This window comes from Nostoc paludosum FACHB-159 (genome assembly GCF_014698835.1).
Taxonomy (GTDB): Bacteria; Cyanobacteriota; Cyanobacteriia; order Cyanobacteriales; family Nostocaceae; genus Nostoc; species Nostoc paludosum.
Genome location: NZ_JACJTU010000028.1, coordinates 53,424 through 74,446, shown reverse-complemented (window position 1 = coordinate 74,446; position 21,023 = coordinate 53,424). Strand labels below are relative to the sequence as shown.

Below are 21,023 nucleotides of genomic sequence, written 5' to 3'. Positions count from 1 at the left end.
AGCCCAGAAAATGTTTTCGTAATTTTGCTGATTAACTTGATTATTTGCTGAAATTTATACAGCGTTTTTTAGAGAATTCGCTTTGACTTACTTGGAGGCGATCGCTAATATTTTCAATCCTGTTGTGTCTTCCCAAGAGCGTATAACTAATCATGAAAGATTATATTATCAAGAAAGCACAGGTAGACACAGGAGTTTGCGCTCAATTTCCCATGTCAGAGCCTCAGAGCGTCTTTTGTTGAATTAGCAATATATTCTTTGGTCATTTCCACGTAATTAGTTTATGAAAACTTTATCATAATAATCCATCAATGACAGCATGATTTCTATATGATTTAATTTAAAAGTCCTATGAGTGTTTAACCATTTTCACATAATTAGTTCATGGAATCTTTACCATTTTTGATAGTCAATGACCAACCTATTTCTATTGAAGAAGCAGTAAAATACCTGCAAGTCTCTGGAAAATTGGGACAGTACATTGGGGATATTCTCCGCCAGTACGTAATTGAGCAAGAAATCCGAACCAGAGACGATATCGAGATTGGCACAGCTATAACTGAGCAAGCGATTATTGATTTTCGACTCAACAATCAATTAACTGACCCCCAAAGTTTTCAAGAATGGTTAAAGAGGAATAACACAGATTACACAACATTTCATGCATCGGTTACTTTTGGCTACAAACTAGAAAAACTCAAAGCTGTAGTCACCGAACCAAAACTTCCAGAATATTTTATTGAACGCAAAATTGTTTTAGATCGGGTGGTACTTTCTCGGATTGTTGTTGATAATCGCGAACTGGCAGACGAACTACAAATCCAAATTGAAGAAGGAGGCAGCTTTGAGCAATTAGCTAGAGAGTATTCACTTGCAGATGACCGAATTGTGAATGGCATGATGGGACTCATTAGCCGAGGAAGTCTGCCCGATCCACTACGGGCAGCTATTGATGTAGCAAGTCCTGGGCAAGTGGTAGGCCCAATAGAAATGGTTGGCGGAACCTCTTTGCAAGGAGAAGGGCCTTATGGTTTGTTTCGAGTAGAACAATTTCTGCCAGCCTCTTTAGAAGATACTCAACTAAAGCAAGCACTACAAAATGAATTGTTTGAGAAATGGCTAGCAGAGAAAATTCAAAAACTGACAGTCAAATTACAAGTGAGTTAAAAATTCTGGATAATGAATCTCTACGATTAGAAGTGCTGGCTTCTTTACCTTGGAATCAATCACCGCTGTGTTGGTTGACTCCCGAACAGCAATCCCGATTGCGAGATGAATCCCAAGCCCGTCAGTATCGCTTAGGAGATAAGATCTGGTCAAGCGATATCGGCGGTTACCAATTCTTGATTGTGGCTGGTAAAGTGCGTTTGCGAGATGGGAGAAACCCATCCAGTGGGCTATCTCAAGAACGCGTTGGCAAACCCATAGCCGCCCTCGAAGCAGGAGATTGGTTTGGCGATTTACAAAAGCTGTCTGCGGATTTTAAAGCTGTAGCTGCTAGTAAAGAAGTGATAGTACTGTGTTGGGAGACAGCACTGTGGGCAGAATTTTCTCACCCACAAATTCAGGAATTTTGGCAAGCTTTACCAGTGGAAAGGGAACCAGAAAAGGAAACATTTTCTTTTTCTCCCACAACAATTCCACTACCTCCAGCTTCCGAGGAAACCCTCTCCCTCCAAACCCAAAAAGGACTACCAGCCGCCAATCTGATTGTTCCCAATTATCCTTTTGTTGCAAGTTGGAACACCGCTGCTGCATGTTTAACAATGGTGGCGCAACAACTAGAAAATTCCGTGCAACTGGAATGGGTGCAACGCCAACTTAGAGGACAACGCCCAAAAAATGTTGTCGAAGCAGCAGAAAAGATGGGCTTATTGTTGCGGCGGTTGCAAGTGGCTTGGGGTGACTTGCGGCAAATATCATTTCCAGCTTTATTGTTGTGGAATTCCGACTTACCCCAGAGTCCCTCCTGGGTGGTAGCCTATGGAGTTAGAGGCGATCGCCTGATTATCGCTAATCCTCTAAATCCCGATCGCCTTTGTGAAAGTTTGCCCCAGTCAGTAGTTGAAACGTGTTGGGATGGACAACTCTGGCAAGTAGAACTCATATCCCAGCAAGAAAAATTTAACCTCAGTTGGTTTACACCAGCAGTTTGGAAATATAAGGGACTGCTAGGGGAAGTATTACTAGCATCTTTTACTTTGCAACTTTTGGGCTTAACAACACCACTGATTACCCAAGTTGTTATTGATAAAGTCATGGTGCAGGAGAGTTTGCCGACTCTTGATGTCATGGCGATCGCTCTTTTATTTGTCGCCATATTTGAGTCAGTACTCGGCATTCTGCGCTTATTTATCTTTACTCACACAGCTCGTCGTCTCGATTTGAGCTTATCAGCACAGCTGTTTCGCCATTTGATGCGTTTGCCTCTAGCTTATTTTGAGTCGCGGCGCGTCGGAGACACAGTAGCACGAGTCCAAGAACTCGAACAAATTCGGCAATTTCTTACAGGTACAGCATTAACTGTAATTTTAGATAGCATCTTTGCTGTGGTGTACCTGGCATTGATGTTTTACTATAATATCCCCCTCACCTTTGTAGCCTTAGCAGTATTGCCGCTGTTTGCAACCTTGACAATAGTTGCAACACCAATTCTGCGTAACTGGCTCAACGAAACCTTTAACCGTTCTGCTGATAGTCAATCGTTTTTAGTCGAGACAGTCACCGGCATACACTCAGTTAAAGCCCATGCAGCCGAACCAGTAGCACGCGATCGCTGGGAAGGCTTATTTGCTCGCTTCATTCGCACAGGTTTTAAAGCCTCTACTACCTCCAACATCAGCAGCAATATTGGTGACTTTCTCACCAATTTTTCCACAATGTTGATTCTCTGGTTTGGAGCCAAATTAGTCATCGAGCAAAAGCTCACAGTCGGACAGCTTGTTGCCTTTCAAATGTTATCTGGTAGAGTCACAGGGCCGCTTTTACGCCTAGTGCAATTGTGGCAAAACCTCCAACAAGTTCTACTTTCCGTAGACCGCATTGGTGATATTCTCAACGTCTCTCCAGAAGCGGAACCGGGAACTGGGTTAGTTTTACCACCGCTGAAAGGTCAAGTCAGCTTCGACCAAGTATTTTTCCGCTACCGACCTAACTTTGAACCAGTTCTGCGGGGAATATCTTTCAATGCCGACCCAGGACAATTTGTTGGCATTGTCGGACGTAGCGGTTCTGGTAAAAGTACCCTTTCAAAATTATTACAACGCCTCTATCAAATTGAATCAGGACGCATCCTGATAGATGGTTTTGATATTAAAAGTGCCGATTTAGCATCGCTGCGGCAACAAATTAGTGTAGTTCTCCAAGAAGACTTTTTATTTAACGGTTCTATTTTGGAAAATATCACTCTCGGCAATCCTGATATTAGCGCCGAGCAAGTGGTAGAAGCAGCAAGGCTAGCCGTAGCACACGACTTCATCAGCCAATTACCCTACGGTTACGAAACCAATGTTGGCGAACGCGGCACAGCTTTATCCGGCGGACAGAGACAACGCATTGCCCTAGCAAGATTATTTCTTTCCCAAGCCCCGATTTTAGTTTTAGATGAAGCTACCAGCGCTTTGGATAGTGAAACCGAACAACAAGTACTACAAAACTTGCAAAAAATTTCTGCTAACCGTACTGTCTTTCTGATTGCTCACCGCTTTGCTCCCCTCAAACGTGCCGATTTGATTTTGGTGTTAGAGCAAGGTGTGATTGCCGAACGTGGTACTCACTTACAGTTATTGCAACAAAAAGGTTTGTACTGGTCACTATATCAACGGCAGCAAGCAAATATATAGTATATTTAACTAGCTTAAAGCTTGTGGGTAGATAAGAGATATACATCTGAAGAGTGGCTTTCGTATTTTGGCGAATGGAATTATGCTCCATTCGCCTTTTAAATTTGATTTTTTATATAGCAGTTGAAAAATAGTTTAGGACATCAGCCAACCGTAAAACCCAGGCATAAAAACACTTTCAAACCTATTGCCTGTTGCCTGTTATAAATTTTCTCCCCTACTTCTCCCCGATTATTTCCTAACCTCTAAAAGTATCGAACTAAGGTTAAATTTGGTTGGAGATCTGAATATAAACAAAAAATGTAGTATTACAAATTTATATTAAGTTATGACTTATAAATTAGCGTAAAAGATAAATTTTGTAATACACAAAATTGTGATATTACTGACTAAATTATGTTATTTTCTAGTCAAATATATTTGTAGTATCTGTCTTATACTAAAATATTTCTCCGGCTCAAGTTATTAAACAGCAAGGATTTGAGCAGTTACATAGTGCAAATTTACTGGAATATATGGAGTTAAACTGCTGATGCTTTTTACCAAAGAACGTAATTCTAATAAACAAAATCTTGGTATAGAAACTAGTAATTTATCTTTAAAAGTAGTTGATATCTTTGATAATTCTAATAATTACTTTAGCAGTAGTGTAAATAGTTTTAGAGCTAGCGATCGCAGTAGTTACACTACAGATCAAACCTATAAAGACTTACCCAAGAGTAACGAAAATAATAAAAATACTACACAGGCAATGTCTCTGGTAACATCAAGTGCTGTCGTCGCTGCTGTTCAACCAGATCTAATAATCCAAAATGCCATCAATCCCACTGTTGGGTCAGTGGGTGGAAGCATTGAAGTTAGCTATCAAGTGAAAAATCAAGGCACTGGTAGTAGTGCTAGCTATCACCAAACAAAGTTTTATCTGTCAACAAATACAACCTTAAGTAATGATGATACTTACTTAGATTCTGACTACTTTTTTAGCTCAATTGCTGCGGGTGCTTATAGTGCCTCAACAACTACAATCAATATAAGCAACAGCATCGCCGCAGGTAATTATTACCTCCTATATCAAGCTGATGGTAATAATGATATTGCCGAAAGTAATGAAAGTAATAATATCGTTGCTAAAGCTATTAGCATTAAAAAAGCCGATTTAATAATTCAAAATGCCATCAATCCTACTGTTGGGTCAGTGGGTGAAAGCATTGAAGTCAGCTATCAAGTGAAAAATCAAGGTGCGGGTAGTGCTGGCTATAACGAAACTAAGTTTTATCTGTCAACAAATACAACCTTAAGCAATGATGATATTTACTTAGGTTATGACTTCATGAGTCCAATTGCTGGGGGTGCTTACGATGCCGTAACAAGTACAATCAACATTAGCGATAGCATCGCCACAGGTAATTATTACCTGCTATATCAAGCTGATGGTGATAACGATATTGCCGAAAGTAATGAAAGTAATAATATTGTTGCTAAAGCTATTAGCATTAAAAAAGCCGATTTAATAATTCAAAATGCCATCAATCCCACTGTAGGGTCTGTGGGTGGAAGCATTGAAGTTAACTATCAAGTGAAAAATCAAGGTGCGGGTAGTGCTGGCTATAACGAAACTAAGTTTTATCTGTCAACAAATACAACCTTAAGCAATGATGATATTTACTTAGGCTATGACTTCATGAGTCCAATTGCTACGGGTGCTTACGATGCCGTAACAAGTACAATCAACATTAGCGATAGCATCGCCACAGGTAATTATTATCTGCTGTATCAAGCTGATGGTGATAACGATATTGCCGAAAGTAATGAAAGTAATAATATTGTTGCTAAAGCGATCGCCATTAAAAAAGCCGATCTAATAATCCAAAATGCCATCAATCCTAGTGTTGGTACAGTAGGAGAAAATATTGAAGTCAGCTATCAAGTGAAAAATCAAGGTGCGGGTAGTGCTGGCTATAACGAAACTAAGTTTTATCTCTCAACAAATACAACCTTGAGTAATGATGATATTTACTTAGGTTATGACTTCTTTAGCCCAATTGCCACGGGTGCTTACAGTGCCATAACAAGTACAATCAACATCAGCGATAGCATTGCCGCAGGTAATTATTATCTGTTATATCAAGCTGATGGTAATAATGATATTGCCGAAAGTAATGAAAGTAATAATATTGTTGCTAAAGCGATCGCCATTAAAAAAGCCGATCTAATAATCCAAAATGCAGTTAATCCTACTACTGCATCAACAGGTGGCAACATTCAAATCAGCTATCAAGTCAAGAATCAAGGCGCTGGTAATGCTGGTTATAGCTACACCAAGCTTTATTTATCTAAAGATCAAATTCTCAGCAATGAGGATATGTTATTGAATTCTGAATACACTAGCAGCATTGCATCTGGAAGTTATAGCAGCGAAACATTTTCAATCCAGATTAGCAAAACTATCGCTGGGGGTAGCTACTACATACTGTATCAAGCTGATGGTAGTAACAATATTGCTGAAAGCAATGAAAGTAATAACATTGTTGCCAAAGCTATTACCATCATCAAAAATATCGGTTACGACACCACCGATGGTTATGGCTTAATTAACGCAGCAGCAGCAGTCGCTAAAGCCCTTGGCCAGACTACCTTTGCTGATGTTCCTAACCTTGGCGGTGAAGATTGGGGAGCGGACCTCGTAAAAGCTCCAGAAGTGTGGGCAAAGGGATACACAGGTAAGGGTGTTGTCGTCGCTGTGCTAGATACTGGCGTCGATCGCAATCATTCAGACTTGAGCAATAATATCTGGAAGAATACCAAAGAAATTGCTGGCAACGGCAAAGATGATGATGGCAATGGCTACATTGATGATGTTTATGGCTGGAACTTTGACAGCAATAACAACAACACCCTAGATGGAAATAGTCATGGCACCCATGTTGCTGGCACCATCGCCGGAGTGAAAAATGGTGTCGGTGTTACAGGCATTGCTTATGATGCCAAGATTATGCCTGTTAAAGTCCTTAGTGATAGCGGCTCTGGCGAGGATAGCGGGGTAGCAAAAGGCATTCGTTACGCCGTCGAGAATGGAGCTAATGTCATAAACCTCAGCTTAGGTGGCGATGAACCCAACAGTGAAATAGAATCAGCCATTCAGTATGCTGCTAGCAAAGGCGTAATTGTCGTCATGGCAGCAGGCAATTCTAGCGGTTCAGAACCCATTTATCCTGCCCGCTACGCCAAGAACTGGGGGCTGGCTGTTGGGGCAATTGATAAGTATCAAGAGATGGCTTACTTCTCTAACGAAGCTGGAGCAACTACACTTCCCTACGTCACAGCTCCCGGAGTTGATATCTACTCTACATTACCAGGCAATAGCTATGGTTTTAAAGACGGAACATCTATGGCAACTCCCCACGTTGCCGGGGTAATAGCCTTGATGTTGAGTGCAAAGAAAGGTCTAACTGATGCCCAAGTGCGTCAGATTGTTACATCAACAGCAGGAAACAGTTTAGCGTAGAAAAATCCAGCGTTGCATAAATGCAGGATGATTTGAGATGTAGAGACGTTGCAATGCAACGTCTCTACAAACATTCTGAAATCATGCACAATCGTTTTTATATAGGACACCCAAAAACCCTCTGAAACTCTTATTTCTCCGTGCCCTCTGCGTCCTCTGCGGTTCGTTATTTCATTTCTACATGAAATCACCAACGCCATTACCTCTGCTGTATTTCCGTCATAGCCTCATTCAGCAACACCAAAAATCTTTAAAGCAGACATCTGCATAGCCTTGCTACTTGGGAAATTACCCTTGTTTTGAAATTAAAGTGATATCATTTTAGTATCAAAAAAGATTGTAGGAATAGACAATGAAGCACCAAATCAGGGAATTTCCTGCGTTTAAAATCAACGGCTTCATAGCTTTGAGCATAGTCTTAGCTTTAGGGATTTTTGGCAGTTGGCAAGTTTGGTCAACAATACAACGATTAATAGAAGTATTAGGCAGAAGTCTGAGGGTGGGAGATTTTGCCGATTTAGCAGAAATAGGTGCCTGGTTAGGAGCAACGCTTATCGCAGTAGTAATTCCCTCACTATCAGGTTTCTTCACAGTCGAGCCAAATCAAGCAATAGTACTAGTTTTTTTTGGGCGCTATGTTGGTACCGTGCAAGAAGCAGGGTTTTGGTGGACTAACCCTTTTACTGACAAACGCAAGGTATCTTTACGGGTTCGCAACTTTAACAGCAAAATATTAAAAGTCAACGATGCTCAAGGCAGCCCAATAGAGATTGCAGCCGTCATCGTGTGGCAAGTAATAGAACCAGCCAAATCTAAATTTGCGGTTGATGACTACGAGCAATTTGTCGCCATCCAAAGCGAGACAGCGATACGCGCCTTAGCAATTCGCTATCCCTATGACGCACCTGACGAACAATCAATTCCTTCATTGCGTGCAGTACCAGATGAAATCGCGCTTTTCCTCCAAAAAGAATTGCAAGCGAGACTTGAAGTTGCAGGAGTTGAAGTAGTAGAAGCAAAACTTTCTCACCTTGCATACGCTCCAGAAATTGCTCAAATGATGTTGCGTCGTCAACAAGCCAAAGCAATGATTGATGCGCGGCGGCAAATTGTTGAGAGTGCAGTGGGTATGGTTGATGAAGCACTTAAACGCATAAGCCAACAACAAATGATTGACTTGGACGATGAACGCAAAGCAGCTATGATTAACAATCTGCTGGTTGTCTTAACCTCAGAACAAAACATCCAACCAGTGGTTAATACTGGCAGCCTTTATACTTAATAGCAATTCGTAATTCGTAATTTGTAATACTCGCCTCCAGTGAGAAGCAAGCTACGTAATTAATAAATTCACATTGTATCTAGGATTCAAGGTTTGAATCTGCTGCCCAATTTTAAATAATTGCTATAAGACATGAGCCAGAAAAAACGGTTTTTACTGCGTTTAGACCTTGAATTATACGAAGTGCTGGAAAAATGGTCTGCTGACGAATTAAGGAGTGTTAACGCACAAATTGAGTATTTGCTAACAGAAGCAGCACGTAAAAGAGGGAGATGGAAAGAAAATAAAGCCAAAAAAAATACTAACCGACAAAAGAAGGATACACAGATGCAAGAAGAATCAGATCATTAAAAAGAAGATTTCATAATTCTAAATTTTCTATTCTGACTTCTGTTGATTTTACAGAACTGGGAAAATAAATATACAACTGGTGAATGATGCCTCATAAACAAGATATTCAATTTGTTTGTGAAGTTGGGTATCTGCTGTTTAAAAATATCAAAATACTATGACTTTGTGATAATAATTTAATATTTAATCGAGAATTGTAATCTTGATAAAGCTCCCAAATTTCAAAATATTTTTTGTAGTAAAATTAGCAACTTTTTCCGAAATTACATAGTATTTATTGACAATAGAGCTTCTTCACAGATTAAAATCTTTGAAAAAAAGATTTTAACGCTTCAGACTGTCAAAAACTATTGCTATTTTTGAGAAAAATACTCATGCTCGATAATGATGTTAATAACAATTTATTTTCCAAGAAAGCGTTAAACACCAATTCAATATCCTCATTGGATACCTTTAATACTAGAAATAACTACAGTCTGAATTTCTTTGGTCGTAGTAGCTACAATTCAACTGACTTTGATGTACAGCAACTAAATAAAAATAACTCAAAAATTAGCACTAACAACACTGCTACTAGCAGTGGAACTTATAATTCCACTACCGGTTATGGCTTAATTAATTCAGCAGCAGCAGTGGCTAGAGTTACTGGTCAAAATACCTTTGCAGATGTTCCCGATCTTGGTGGGAATAATTGGGGAGCAGACCTTGTTAAAGCCCCAGAAGCTTGGGCACAGGGATACACAGGTCAAGGCGTTGTTGTTGCTGTTGTAGATACCGGGGTTGACCACAACCACGAGGATTTGAGAAATAATATCTGGACGAATGCTAACGAAATTGCAGACAACGGGATAGATGATGATGGCAATGGTTATGTTGATGATAATTATGGCTGGAACTTCTCCGGTAACAACAACAACACCTTAGACGGAAACGGTCATGGGACTCATGTTTCTGGCACGATCGCAGGAGAGAATAATAACTACGGTGTCACTGGCATTGCCTATAATGCCAAAATCATGCCTGTCAAAGTTTTGAATGACTCTGGCTCCGGTTCCTATAATTCCATAGCTAAAGGCATTCGCTACGCTGTGGACAATGGAGCCGATGTCATTAACCTCAGCTTAGGAGGCAGATATTCTAATCGCACTCTAGAGTCGGCCATTAATTATGCCAGTAGCAAAGGAGTAATTGTCGTCATGGCTGCTGGTAATGATGGCGACTCATCACCAGATTATCCCGCCCGCTATGCATCCAAGTCAGGAATTGCCGTTGGGGCAGTAGATAGAAATAATAACATTGCTGACTTCTCTAACCGTTCTGGAACAAGCGAAATCAGCTACGTTACAGCCCCAGGAGTTAACGTCTACTCGACAGTTCCGAATAACGAGTATGACACTTATAGCGGCACTTCTATGGCTGCTCCTCACGTTGCTGGTGTAGTTGCTCTGATGCTGAGTGCTAATCCCAACTTGACTGATGCCCAAGTACGTCAAATTGTTGCAGAAACGTCAGGAAATAGTACACAAAGTACAGCTTATAGTTTAAATATTTCTAATGTGAATTCTCTAACAAGTCAGGCAATGACACAAACGGCGGAATATCTATCGCCCAAGACTATCTCTAATTTTAATAATTCTGATTTCGGTTCTATCATTAATCAGACATCTACAGAAATAACAAATTTTGTGATATCAGAGACTATCTCTAGTTTTGATAATTTCGATATTGCTTCTGTGAGCGATAAAGCAATTACAGAAACAACAAAATATCTGACACCAGAGGCTATCTCTAGTTTGAGTAATTTCGGTATTGATTCTATGAGTGGAGCAATTACAAAAACAACAGAATATCTAACATCATCTGAAGATAATAAGGAATTAATCAATCCACAATTTTGGAATCAATATCTAAATGAAGAGCCAATATTCAGCAACATCAATATTAATAATGAAGAGAATAATCAAGATGGGAATAATATTGATTTTGGTAAACTAGTAGAGCAAATGCAAAAACAATTAGAACAATTAGAACAGATTAGAAAATTCTTGGGTCTAGATTGAAAATTATAGCAGGCAATAGGCAACAGGCTTGAAAGTTTCTTTTGTCGGGGTTTGACGAGCTATTTATTTTCTAATATCAATTGTTCCTTTTTACCTGTTCCCCATTTCCTGCTTCCTGTTCCCTCTCTTTACGAGTTATTCAGGAATCAAATCGGATTCCTATAGAAAAAACTACCTCACTGAAAATGCCTCGCTGAATCGTCGCGTTACAGGCTCAGTAATAAAGGTCAAAACTGACTTTTTCCGAGTCACAATTTCACCTGTAGCAGCCATCCCTGGTGTAAATTCCACATCTTGACCCCGGACGTTGACTGAGTGTTTACTTAACTTAATTCTTGTAGGAAAAACTAAGCCCAATTCTTTATCAACTATTGCATTGGGGCTAACTTGTATAACTTCGCCATCCACTGTACCAAATTCCTGGAAGGGGAAAGTTGCCATTTTTACTTTCGCTCTCATTCCTTGGCGAACAAACCCAATATCGCGGTTGAGGATTTTCACCTCTAGGAGCATTTCTTCCCCTTCCGGCAAGATTGACAGCAATTCTTCACCGGGTTGTACTGGTCCCTTGGTGGCTTTGACTCTGTAAATCGTACCACTAACGGGAGCGTCGATGGTTTCCAAAGCTTGCTGCTTTCTCGCCTGCTCTAATTGACCTTGAACGGTTGTCAGTTCTTCTTTACGTTTGTTTAACTGGGTCAAAATCTCACTTTGGCGTTCTGATGCTACGCGCTGGGCTTGATTTTTTGCAGCTTTATAAGCTTCTTCGGCTTGGCGAATTTCTTGGGCTTGAGCAGCAATATCTTTTTCTAATGATGTAACTTTATCTTCAGCCTCGATTATTCTATTCTGAGCGTTGGTTACTTCATCTTGTGCCCTAGTGATTTCTGTCTTTGTACGAGTTAATCTTTCTTGGGCTTCTAGGTAATCAACTCTTGGTACAGCACCGGGAGTTATTAGGGTGCGTAAACTTTTTTCTCTTTCTTGAGCGATCGCCAAATTACCCTCAATTCTAGTACGGATGCTTTCGGCGTTGGCAACGTTAGTTTTAGCATTGATAACGCTAGTTTTAGCAGCCACTAAGTTGTCTTGCAACCGAGTCAAACGAACTTTGGCTTGATCGATGAGTGCTAGTTGGCGATTTGCTTCGGCTTCGGCTCCGGCTTGACGTGCTTGGAAATCTTGCAGACGGGAGCTTAAAAGTTCATCTTGCAGTTTCGTACCAGCAATTTTGCTTCCAGTGCGTTCTGCATCTAAACGTTGCAAATCGTCCTGAATCAATCTCGTAGATTTGGCTAAACGGGAAACATCAGTTTTCTGCAAATCTGGATCTTTTTGAACCAGAACTTGACCTTTAGTCACGCGATCGCCTTCTTGCACTTTGACGGCGACAATTGACCCTCCACCCAAGGATGTCACCGGTCTTACCTGTGTAGAAGCAATTAATTCCCCTGGCGCTGTTGCTACTTCATCGATTTGGGAGAAGTGCGCCCAGGCGATCGCCCCAAATACTATAACGCTAATTGTTCCCGCTAATAATCTTGTGTACAGAGGTGGCAATTCCTGTACAGCTTTCCCTAATTCATAGGTGAGTTGTTCCTCAGGCTGGGCGAATCGCTCTTTTGTCTGACGTGCTTGAGCAGCATTTACAGTTAGGGGAGATCTCATAGAATTTTGGATTTTAGATTTTGGATTTTAGATTGGGCATTGGAAGAGGATGGGGGGACAAGGTGAATTGGGGAGATGGGGGAGATGGGGGAGTGTGGGGAGTGTGGGGAGATGGGGGAGATGGGGGAGTGTGGGGAGTGTGGGGAGTGTGGGGAGATGGGGAAAAAGAGAATTTATGCTTCCCTTTCCTCCCACCCCTCCCACACCTCCCACACCTCCCACACCTCCCCATGCCCTATGCCCCATGCCCCATGCCCTAATTCAAACTGCCAGATAGCGCCGCAAAAAACTTTCTAATGTTTCCAATTGGAAGTTAAAAATCGTTTCTAAATTGGCAATTTCATCTTTTGTGCAGAAAAATTCATTTGCTAGCAATGTGCGAAAGGTTCCCAAAGCTTTTTGGGTTTGGGGATTAAATAAGCCCAATGCACCTTGTAAACCATCAATGAAAAACAGCGGTGAATTTATTATTACTGGTTCTTTGGCGAAGATCCGACCAAAAATCCGGGGAATATCTTCTCTTAATAAAATCTCTGGCCCTCCCACTGGTAAAATCCGGTTGCGAGCGCCTTCAACTGCTACAGAATCCACTACTATCCTTGCCAAATCATCAGTACTGACAATTGAAGTACGATTTTTGCGATCGCCAATCAACAAATACAATCCTGTTTCTCGGAATCGTTCTACTAGTGGTAGCAAGTTAGATGCTAATCCAGCTGGGCGTAAAATTGTGTAATTTAAGCCACTAGCTTCTAAATATCGCTCTACTGCTCGTTTAGCTTTGAAAACAGGAGCGTCTTCATAACCGCGATCGGCTCCTAATACGGAAATAAAGACAAAGTGCTGCACCCCATTAGCCTTTGCTTGGTCAATCAATTCAATATTGGCACGGTAGTCTAAGGATAAAGCATCGCTATCAGAACCGTGGGCACTGATAATATACTTCACACCTTGACTAGCTTTTTGAATATCTTTTTCTTGCTGCAAATCACCGATAAAGATTTCTGCACCGCGATGTTCTAACTCGCTATAACGCGAGGTAAGACGGGCAAATGCTCTCACGGACTGGTCTCGTTGACGTAGGAGCCGCACAACTCTGCGACCAATTCCTCCGGTTGCTCCAGTTACTAGAAACATATAAATACCTAAATTCAATAGTTACAGCGTTTATAGTTCATATTTAAACAGGAAATATTTGCATATTTTTATACTTTGTAACCATGCTTAAGATATCCTCACGCCAACTAACCCAATAGCTGATACCAATTCAAAATTCAAAATTAAGAAAGCTAGATATCACAAGGATTTGAGTATGTGTATCTGTCGCATTCTTTTTTCAAATTGGTGTCACACTTTATTTATCTTATATAGTTCTTAATTTCATGGCAGCCAGAAATTTCAGAATTTCTGGTCTTATTTACTCATTAATTTATGCGATCGCACTATTTATATATTCTATGCAAGCAGCCCACCGCCAGACTGTTACTGCGTTTGGCGGTGATTAAATGTTAAAACTATTCCGATACTTTGTTGCTAGCTCTATTGGCACGCGCCTCGGCTGAAGCCATCACCTCATCGAAATTCTCTAGCACTTCGCCAGGAAAATTTTCCAAAACTCTAGTAGAAATAGCAACTCGCCCTTTACCTTCATCCAAATCAATAATTACAGCTTTAATTGATTGACCAATTTGAAATACCTTTTCTAAAGATTCAATGAATTTTTGGCTTACCTGCTTGATATGTAGTAGAGCGCTCATTCCATCTAAATCAACAAATACACCAAAAGGTTTAATACCAGTAACTTTGCCTTCCACCAATTGACCGAGTTCTAACAAACTAAAGTTGCTAGAACGAGTTGCTAAACGTTGGGAAAGTATAAGTTTATTGGTATTTTTATTAATTTCTAAAAAGCCTACAGTCAAAGTTTGACCTTTGAGTGATTCTAGATTATCGCGCTCAGCCAAGTGCGATCGCGGAATAAATCCCCGCAAAGATAGAACCTCGACTGTGACACCACCTTTATTCACACCCATAACCTTCACTTGCACTGTCTGGGCATTTTCCTGCATTTGCGCCAATCGTTCCCAGATGTGCTGAATTTCCAACTGCTTTCTAGAAAGAGTAACTTGACCTTCTGCATCCTGATCTCGGATAATCAAAAATTCAAGTTCCTCTTGCAATGGCAGCACCTCCGATAAATCCGTCACTGCTCTCAAAGAAGCCTCATCGCGCGGCAGAAAAGCTGACGATTTGCCACCAATATCGACATAAGCTCCATCATGGTCAAATTGGAACACTTTGCCATGTACAACCTGTCCCTTTTGAAACTGGTAGTCGTGCTTTTCTAGTGCTTTGGCAAAATCGTCCATTGTAAACGACGAATTGGCTGTTTGAGAAAGTTTCGATTCGGAATTCATGACTTTTGAAGATTAATTTTTATGTAAGCTGATGCCACTGGAGTTTATGCTTTTTGCCAGTTGTCATTTGTCTTTTACTAATGACTATTGTACAGACGCGTAGACGCTCGAAGAGCGGCTTCTCGTAAGAGTATAATCGCATCTCTATTAACGACTAATGACTAGTTGACTAAAGAGTTCTTGCACCTCCTCCCAAGCATCGGCAGCAGCTTTAGGATTATAACTGCCACGATGGTCACAGAAAAATCCGTGGTCAGCTCCATCGTAGCGGAACACACGATGAGGAATTTTATATTTTTCTAACTCTGCTTCAATTTCATCTACTTGTTCGGCTGGGATGCTAGCATCTTCCTTACCAAACAAGGCATAGATAGTACCTGCGATTTCTCTGGTGCGCGTGAGTGTAGGAGCGCCACCTCCAGGCGTGCGCGTGGTAATTCCAGCCCCGTAAAAGGAAGCCGTAGCTTTAATATCTGGTAAGGTAGCTGCCAGATACGCAACATGACCGCCGAAGCAGAAACCAATACAGCCAAAGCCATCTTTTTTAACCTTGGGGAGGCTTTTAAGGTAATCAATTGCTAGTTGAATATCGCTTAATAATTCTGATGCTTGAGTCTGCTCCCAAGCATATTTTTTGCCAATTTGAATATCTTCTGAGGTATAACCAGTTTCAAAGCCAGGGGCAATACGTTCAAAAAGAGCAGGTGCGATCGCTACATACCCAAGTTTGGCAATTCGTTCTGTAACTTCCCGAATGTGGACGTTGACACCGAAAATCTCCTGCAACACCACGATTCCTGGATAAGAGCCAGATTCTTCTGGTTGTGCCAGATAAGCAGACACTTGAATATTATCTTGCAAAAGTTTAACCGTTGTGGTACTTATTACTTGCTCTGTCATAATAATTTTTACCAGTATTATGCGATCGGCGGTGTATTTCTTTGATATAACTATCCCAGTATGTCTAGGTTATTTCCAATTAAATTATCAATTACCATAGTGAGCGCATTCAAAATTTGTACTAGAAAAATTTCCTATGTAAATCAAATATTTGATATTTAACTCAGCCGATCGCCAAAGGAGTGCTGACTTGCAAGTGCTAGCGCTCAATGTTCACCACTCAGTATTTAGGAGGTTTGGTGATGATTCAATTCCGCATTCAGCCAGACAGCGAAATTCCCGCATCAACGCAGTTGTTTAATCAAATCCGGTTTGCCATCGCTTCCCGGCAATATCCACCTGGTTACAAATTGCCAAGTACACGGGCGTTAGCAATGCAAACTGGGTTACACCGTAACACCATCAGCAAAGTTTACCGTCAACTAGAAGAAGACGGATTTGTAGAAAGTCTGGCTGGTTCCGGAATTTATGTGCGTGCCCAAGGTCATGAGGGCGGTAGCAGGCTACAATCACCAATTCTCAAACAACATCCCGATGCTTATAAAATTGTCCAGCAAGCACTAGATGAACTACTCTCTCAAGGATGTTCCCTCAGTCAAGCTAGAGAGTTATTTTTAGCAGAAATTGACTGGCGTTTGCGTTGTAGTGCGCGGGTATTAGTTGCAGTTCCATCTCATGATATGGGTGCTGGGGAGTTGATGGTATATGAATTAGAGCGATCGCTGAAAATACCAGTACAGTTGGTAGCAATGGAAGAGTTAGCTGCCGTGCTAGATAAAACTACTTCTGCAACAGTAGTCACAAGCCGTTATTTTATCAATGATGTGGAAGCGATCGCAGCTCCCAAAGCTGTACGAGTAATTCCTCTGGATATCTACGACTACACCAAAGAACTCAACTTCTTGAAAACTCTACCAAAAGAAAACTGTGTAGGCATAGTCAGCCTCAGTTCTGGAATTGCCCGCGCCGCCGAAGTCATCCTCCACGGTTTGCGGGGAGATGAACTACTAATCATGACTTCTCAACCAAAAGATGCTTATAAGCTTCAAGCAATGGTCAAGCGGGCTGAGGTAATTATCAGCGATTTAGCCAGTTTTCCCGCCGTGCAAGCAGCAGTGCAAGCAGCTGACGAAGATATTATTCGCCCGCCAAAGTTGATTAAAGTTGAGAATTATATCGGCGCTAACTCGATTAACTTGCTAAAACGAGAACTGGGTTTGAGTTAATCTCAAGATAATTCGACCAATATCTTTGAGAGGAGGAATGCAGTGACGCAGATTGTGATTGTGGGCGCAGGCCCAACAGGTGCAACACTCGCCTTGCTTCTGGCAAAACGTGGTATTGCTGTAACATTAATTGAAGCAGCAAGAGACTTTCACCGCGTATTTCGCGGCGAAGCATTAATGCCCAGTGGCTTAGATGCATTAGAGCAAATGGGTCTATCGGCATTATTAGAGGATATCCCCCATCGGCAACTTGACGCGTGGGAATTTATTTTCGGAGAGAAGCAATTTTTTCGAGTTGATGAACCAATGGGGGCAGATCGGCCTTGTACGCTGCTTCCACAACCACCCCTGCTCAAAGCACTGATTTCACAAGCTCAAACCAATGATGGGTTTGAATTTATCCAAGGGGTTCCTGTCAAAGATTTACGCTGGAATAACCAACGCGTTGCAGGTGTAGTACTTAGCGATGGCAGAGAATTTGCCGCTGACTTAGTAATTGGGGCAGATGGTCGAAGTTCTCTTGTGCGACAACGTATAGGATTGGAATTGGTACGCCAACCCAAAAATGTTGACATTCTCTGGTTTAAGCTTGCCGCCAGCCCAAAATTTGCCACTGATAATGTGTTTCGTACTATTTTAAATAGCGATCGCGCATTTAGCATTTTTCATGGAGCAGAATCAGGAAAACTGCATCTAGCTTGGGTAATGTCGGCGAACGAAAACACTGACACCAAGCAAGCCAACTGGGCAGAAATTTTTGCATCATTATCACCCTCATGGCTAGCAGAACATTTCCGCAATCGCGCAGATAGCATAGAATCCCCCATTCGGCTTTCTGTTGTGGTTGGTTATTGTCCACAATGGTACGCACCAGGAGTACTGCTTTTGGGCGACGCTGCACATCCAATGTCTCCCGTGCGTGCCCAAGGAATTAATCTAGCATTGCGTGATGTAATTGTTGCCGCTAATCATCTTGTACCACTGTTCCATAAAAAAGCTCGGCACGAAGAGATTGATATGGCATTGCGGCAAATTCAAGCCGAACGCGAGCCAGAAATTATCCGCTCTCAGCAACTCCAATTAAAGGAAGCTAAACAAGGCGAACTACTGCGAAAAAATCCCCTGCTGCGATCGCTCTTGATTCAACTTGCTCCCTTACTCGGTAAAATAATTCAAAAGTCTTGGTTAAACCGCCAATATCAAATGCGTCAAGGCATAATCCAAGTACGCTTAACTGTCTAATACCAATTCTCTTGCTTGGCGCTTTTGGCGTCCTTGGCGGTTCCTTTAATGAGAATTGGTATAAAAAACCGTTTTAGTTATCCCACTTGTGCTTCTGGTGTCTTAATTTGCAAAAACTCTTGTACTCGCCGCAAATAAGTTGATGCATCTTCCAACATCGGAAAATGTGCTGTATTAGGAATCATGACAAATTCAACTTTGTCACTCAATGCTGCTGCTTGACGCCCCATTTGGGCTGGAATAATCTTGTCATACTCACCCGCTACCAGCAAAGTTGGCACTGTCAGCTTCGCAAACTCTTGCGGCATCAATTCAGATTGTGCCTTAGATACTGAAGTAAAAATTGTACCTAATGCTGCATCATAATCTGCTTGCAGAAAATCTTGCAAAAAAGCCTGCCGTTCAGAATTTGGTATGGGACTATGCAGAAATCTAGCCATAAACATCCGGTCAACAAATGGTATTTTACTTAACCATTTGGGGCGGAATTTAACTACATAATCGCCGAATTTATGAAAGGCTGTAAATGCTTTTTCGTCGTACTCAAAAACACCGCTACAAGTTAAAATTCCTCGTTCCACTCGTTGAGGGTAGCGGTTAAAAAATAAAGTAGCAACAGAAGCACCCATTGAATGGGCATTAATATAGGCACGCTGAATATGCAACCCATCTAACAAAGCTGCCAAATCATCAGCGTATTCTTCTAATTCATACGTTAAGTCTTTTATTGCCTCTGATTGTTCCTGAAGTGACTCAGACTCAGCAACAGATTCACTTGCTTGGACTATGGTTGGCTTACCACGAGAACGCCCAAATCCGCGCAAATCGTAGAGTAAACAATCAAATTGCTCGGATAAAGCATTAGCAGTACTTCGCCAATATCTAGCTGAACCAGCCCAACCGTGGATGAAAACCATCACTGGTTTTGCCAAAGAACCAGATGGTTTTTTCATCCATTCGTAGTAGTGCTCAACGCCACGAACATTAATGTAAGGCATTTGTGCTTTGTCCTCCGTCTTTATGTCATTCGTCCTCTCTTACAAATTCCCATCGTCCTTGGCGATGGGAATTTGCGGTTTGTTATTAGTCACTCGTCTGGGTGCATTATTATTACTCCTTAGTTTTTGACTAATGACCAATGACCAACGACTAATGACTAATGACTAATGACCAATGACTAATGACTCTTAAGCCGATTCTGGCTTCGGTAGTGAAGATGGATGTACGATTAGCTCGGCAGTCGATCGCTTCTCGACCATCTCGCGTGTTACTGTACAGCGCGTCACATCTTTACGAGATGGTAACTCATACATGACATCCAGCATCAATTCTTCCACAATGCCCCGCAAAGCTCTAGCACCAGTTTTCCGACGGTAGGCTTCTTGAGCGATCGCTTTTAGAGCATCTGCTTTAAAGTCTAACTGGACATTATCCATCTTCAGCAGTTTTTGGTACTGCTTCACTAGGGCGCTACGAGGTTGGGTAAGAATCGCCATCAGCGCTTCTTCATCTAGGGGATCTACTACTGCTACCATTGGCACGCGCCCGATAAATTCTGGAATCATGCCAAATTTCACTAAATCATCTGGTTCTAGATGGCGGAGAGTGTCTGCTGCTCGTTTTTCCTTTGACTGCCCTTCTCCCGGCTGCACAAAACCGATTGCTTTTTTGCCAACTCTCTGATCTACAACCTTTTCTAAGCCGACGAAAGCCCCACCACAGACAAATAAGATGTTACTGGTATCAATTTGAATGCAGTCTTGGTACGGGTGCTTGCGTCCTCCTTGGGGTGGTACGTTGGCGATCGTTCCCTCTAACATTTTCAGCAAGGCTTGTTGCACACCTTCGCCGGAAACATCACGAGTAATCGAGGGATTCTCACTCTTGCGGGCAATTTTGTCAATTTCGTCGATGTAGATAATTCCCCGCTGAGCTTCCTCTACATCCAAATCTGCCACCTGCAACAGTCGCAACAAGATATTTTCTACATCTTCTCCCACATAGCCTGCTTCCGTGAGCGTCGTGGCATCAGCTACGGCAAAGGGCACATCAAGGATTTTCGCTAGGGTTTGGGCTAAGAGAGTTTTACCGCAACCAGTAGGCCCGATTAGTAAAATATTAGACTTTTGCAACTCTACCGCATCATCAGCGCCAGCTTTGCCATTGGCTTTAGACTGAACGATCGCCAGCCGCTTGTAGTGATTGTAAACGGCGACAGATAATACTTTCTTAGCTTCGTCTTGACCAATAACGTGTTCGTCTAGATACTTTTTAATCTCTCTTGGCTTGGGTATTTGATTAAAGGAAATACTCGAAGAGCGGGTACGACGTTTTTGGGGTGGTTCCGCCCTTGGTGCAGGTTGGGCTGCTGCACCATTTGTATCGAGTAACTCCTCGTCTAGTATTTCATTACACAAGTCAACGCATTCATCGCAGATGTAGACTCCCGGCCCCGCGATTAATTTACGCACCTGCTCTTGAGACTTGCCGCAAAATGAACATTTTAAATGGGAGTCGTACTTAGACATAC

At 41.7% G+C, this 21,023-nt stretch carries 15 protein-coding genes; 8 read left to right on the top strand and 7 right to left on the bottom strand.

Going from position 1 to position 21,023, the window contains the following annotated elements; genetic code table 11:
• The first annotated feature begins 384 nt into the window (after window positions 1–384).
• The 6 genes from H6H03_RS25290 to H6H03_RS25265 all read left to right on the top strand — a co-directional run bounded on the left by H6H03_RS25290 (window position 385) and on the right by H6H03_RS25265 (window position 11,040).
• Window positions 385–1,167 (top strand): peptidylprolyl isomerase, encoded by a 783-nt coding sequence (locus tag H6H03_RS25290; protein ID WP_190957811.1) that lies wholly within the window; start codon window positions 385–387, stop codon window positions 1,165–1,167.
• Window positions 1,116–3,842, top strand: a complete 2,727-nt coding sequence (locus H6H03_RS25285; RefSeq protein WP_190957810.1) for a peptidase domain-containing ABC transporter — start codon at window positions 1,116–1,118, stop codon at window positions 3,840–3,842. Before H6H03_RS25290 ends, H6H03_RS25285 begins: the two co-directional genes overlap by 52 nt.
• A 532-nt stretch (window positions 3,843–4,374) precedes the next feature.
• A complete protein-coding gene (locus H6H03_RS25280) occupies window positions 4,375–7,347 on the top strand; it encodes a CARDB domain-containing protein (RefSeq protein ID WP_190957809.1) in 2,973 nt (990 codons plus the stop codon).
• 352 nt (window positions 7,348–7,699) lie between these two features.
• Complete coding sequence (locus tag H6H03_RS25275; protein ID WP_190957808.1) at window positions 7,700–8,629, top strand: SPFH domain-containing protein; 930 nt, start codon at window positions 7,700–7,702, stop codon at window positions 8,627–8,629.
• Window positions 8,630–8,761: 132 nt separating this feature from the next.
• On the top strand, window positions 8,762–8,980 hold the full coding sequence (locus H6H03_RS25270; protein WP_190957807.1) for a hypothetical protein: 219 nt from the start codon (window positions 8,762–8,764) through the stop codon (window positions 8,978–8,980).
• A gap of 374 nt (window positions 8,981–9,354) precedes the next feature.
• Entirely contained in the window at window positions 9,355–11,040 is a 1,686-nt protein-coding gene (locus tag H6H03_RS25265) for a S8 family peptidase (RefSeq protein ID WP_190957806.1), read from the top strand.
• A gap of 171 nt (window positions 11,041–11,211) precedes the next feature.
• On the opposite strand, the gene H6H03_RS25260 is transcribed toward H6H03_RS25265, so the two are convergent.
• The 5 genes from H6H03_RS25260 to H6H03_RS25240 all read right to left on the bottom strand — a co-directional run bounded on the left by H6H03_RS25260 (window position 11,212) and on the right by H6H03_RS25240 (window position 16,025).
• Entirely contained in the window at window positions 11,212–12,708 is a 1,497-nt protein-coding gene (locus H6H03_RS25260) for an HlyD family efflux transporter periplasmic adaptor subunit (RefSeq protein WP_190957805.1), read from the bottom strand.
• Window positions 12,709–12,735: 27 nt separating this feature from the next.
• A complete protein-coding gene (locus tag H6H03_RS25255) occupies window positions 12,736–12,954 on the bottom strand; it encodes a hypothetical protein (protein WP_190957804.1) in 219 nt (72 codons plus the stop codon).
• Window positions 12,955–12,969: 15 nt separating this feature from the next.
• Window positions 12,970–13,845, bottom strand: a complete 876-nt coding sequence (locus H6H03_RS25250) for an SDR family oxidoreductase (RefSeq protein WP_190957803.1) — start codon at window positions 13,843–13,845, stop codon at window positions 12,970–12,972.
• 377 nt (window positions 13,846–14,222) lie between these two features.
• Complete coding sequence (locus tag H6H03_RS25245) at window positions 14,223–15,125, bottom strand: S1 RNA-binding domain-containing protein (protein ID WP_190957802.1); 903 nt, start codon at window positions 15,123–15,125, stop codon at window positions 14,223–14,225.
• A 147-nt stretch (window positions 15,126–15,272) separates the two neighbouring features.
• Window positions 15,273–16,025, bottom strand: a complete 753-nt coding sequence (locus tag H6H03_RS25240) for a dienelactone hydrolase family protein (RefSeq protein ID WP_190957801.1) — start codon at window positions 16,023–16,025, stop codon at window positions 15,273–15,275.
• A 242-nt stretch (window positions 16,026–16,267) separates the two neighbouring features.
• On the opposite strand from H6H03_RS25240, the gene H6H03_RS25235 reads away from it, so the two are divergent.
• On the top strand, window positions 16,268–17,251 hold the full coding sequence (locus H6H03_RS25235; protein WP_190957831.1) for a GntR family transcriptional regulator: 984 nt from the start codon (window positions 16,268–16,270) through the stop codon (window positions 17,249–17,251).
• A 42-nt stretch (window positions 17,252–17,293) separates the two neighbouring features.
• A complete protein-coding gene (locus H6H03_RS25230; RefSeq protein WP_190957800.1) occupies window positions 17,294–18,493 on the top strand; it encodes an FAD-dependent oxidoreductase in 1,200 nt (399 codons plus the stop codon).
• A gap of 77 nt (window positions 18,494–18,570) precedes the next feature.
• Here H6H03_RS25230 and H6H03_RS25225 read toward each other — a convergent pair whose 3' ends face one another.
• Entirely contained in the window at window positions 18,571–19,491 is a 921-nt protein-coding gene (locus tag H6H03_RS25225; RefSeq protein ID WP_190957799.1) for an alpha/beta fold hydrolase, read from the bottom strand.
• A gap of 189 nt (window positions 19,492–19,680) precedes the next feature.
• Window positions 19,681–21,021: an ATP-dependent protease ATP-binding subunit ClpX gene (gene clpX / locus H6H03_RS25220; protein WP_190957798.1), complete on the bottom strand. Its 1,341-nt coding sequence runs from the start codon at window positions 21,019–21,021 to the stop codon at window positions 19,681–19,683.
• Window positions 21,022–21,023: the final 2 nt, after the last annotated feature.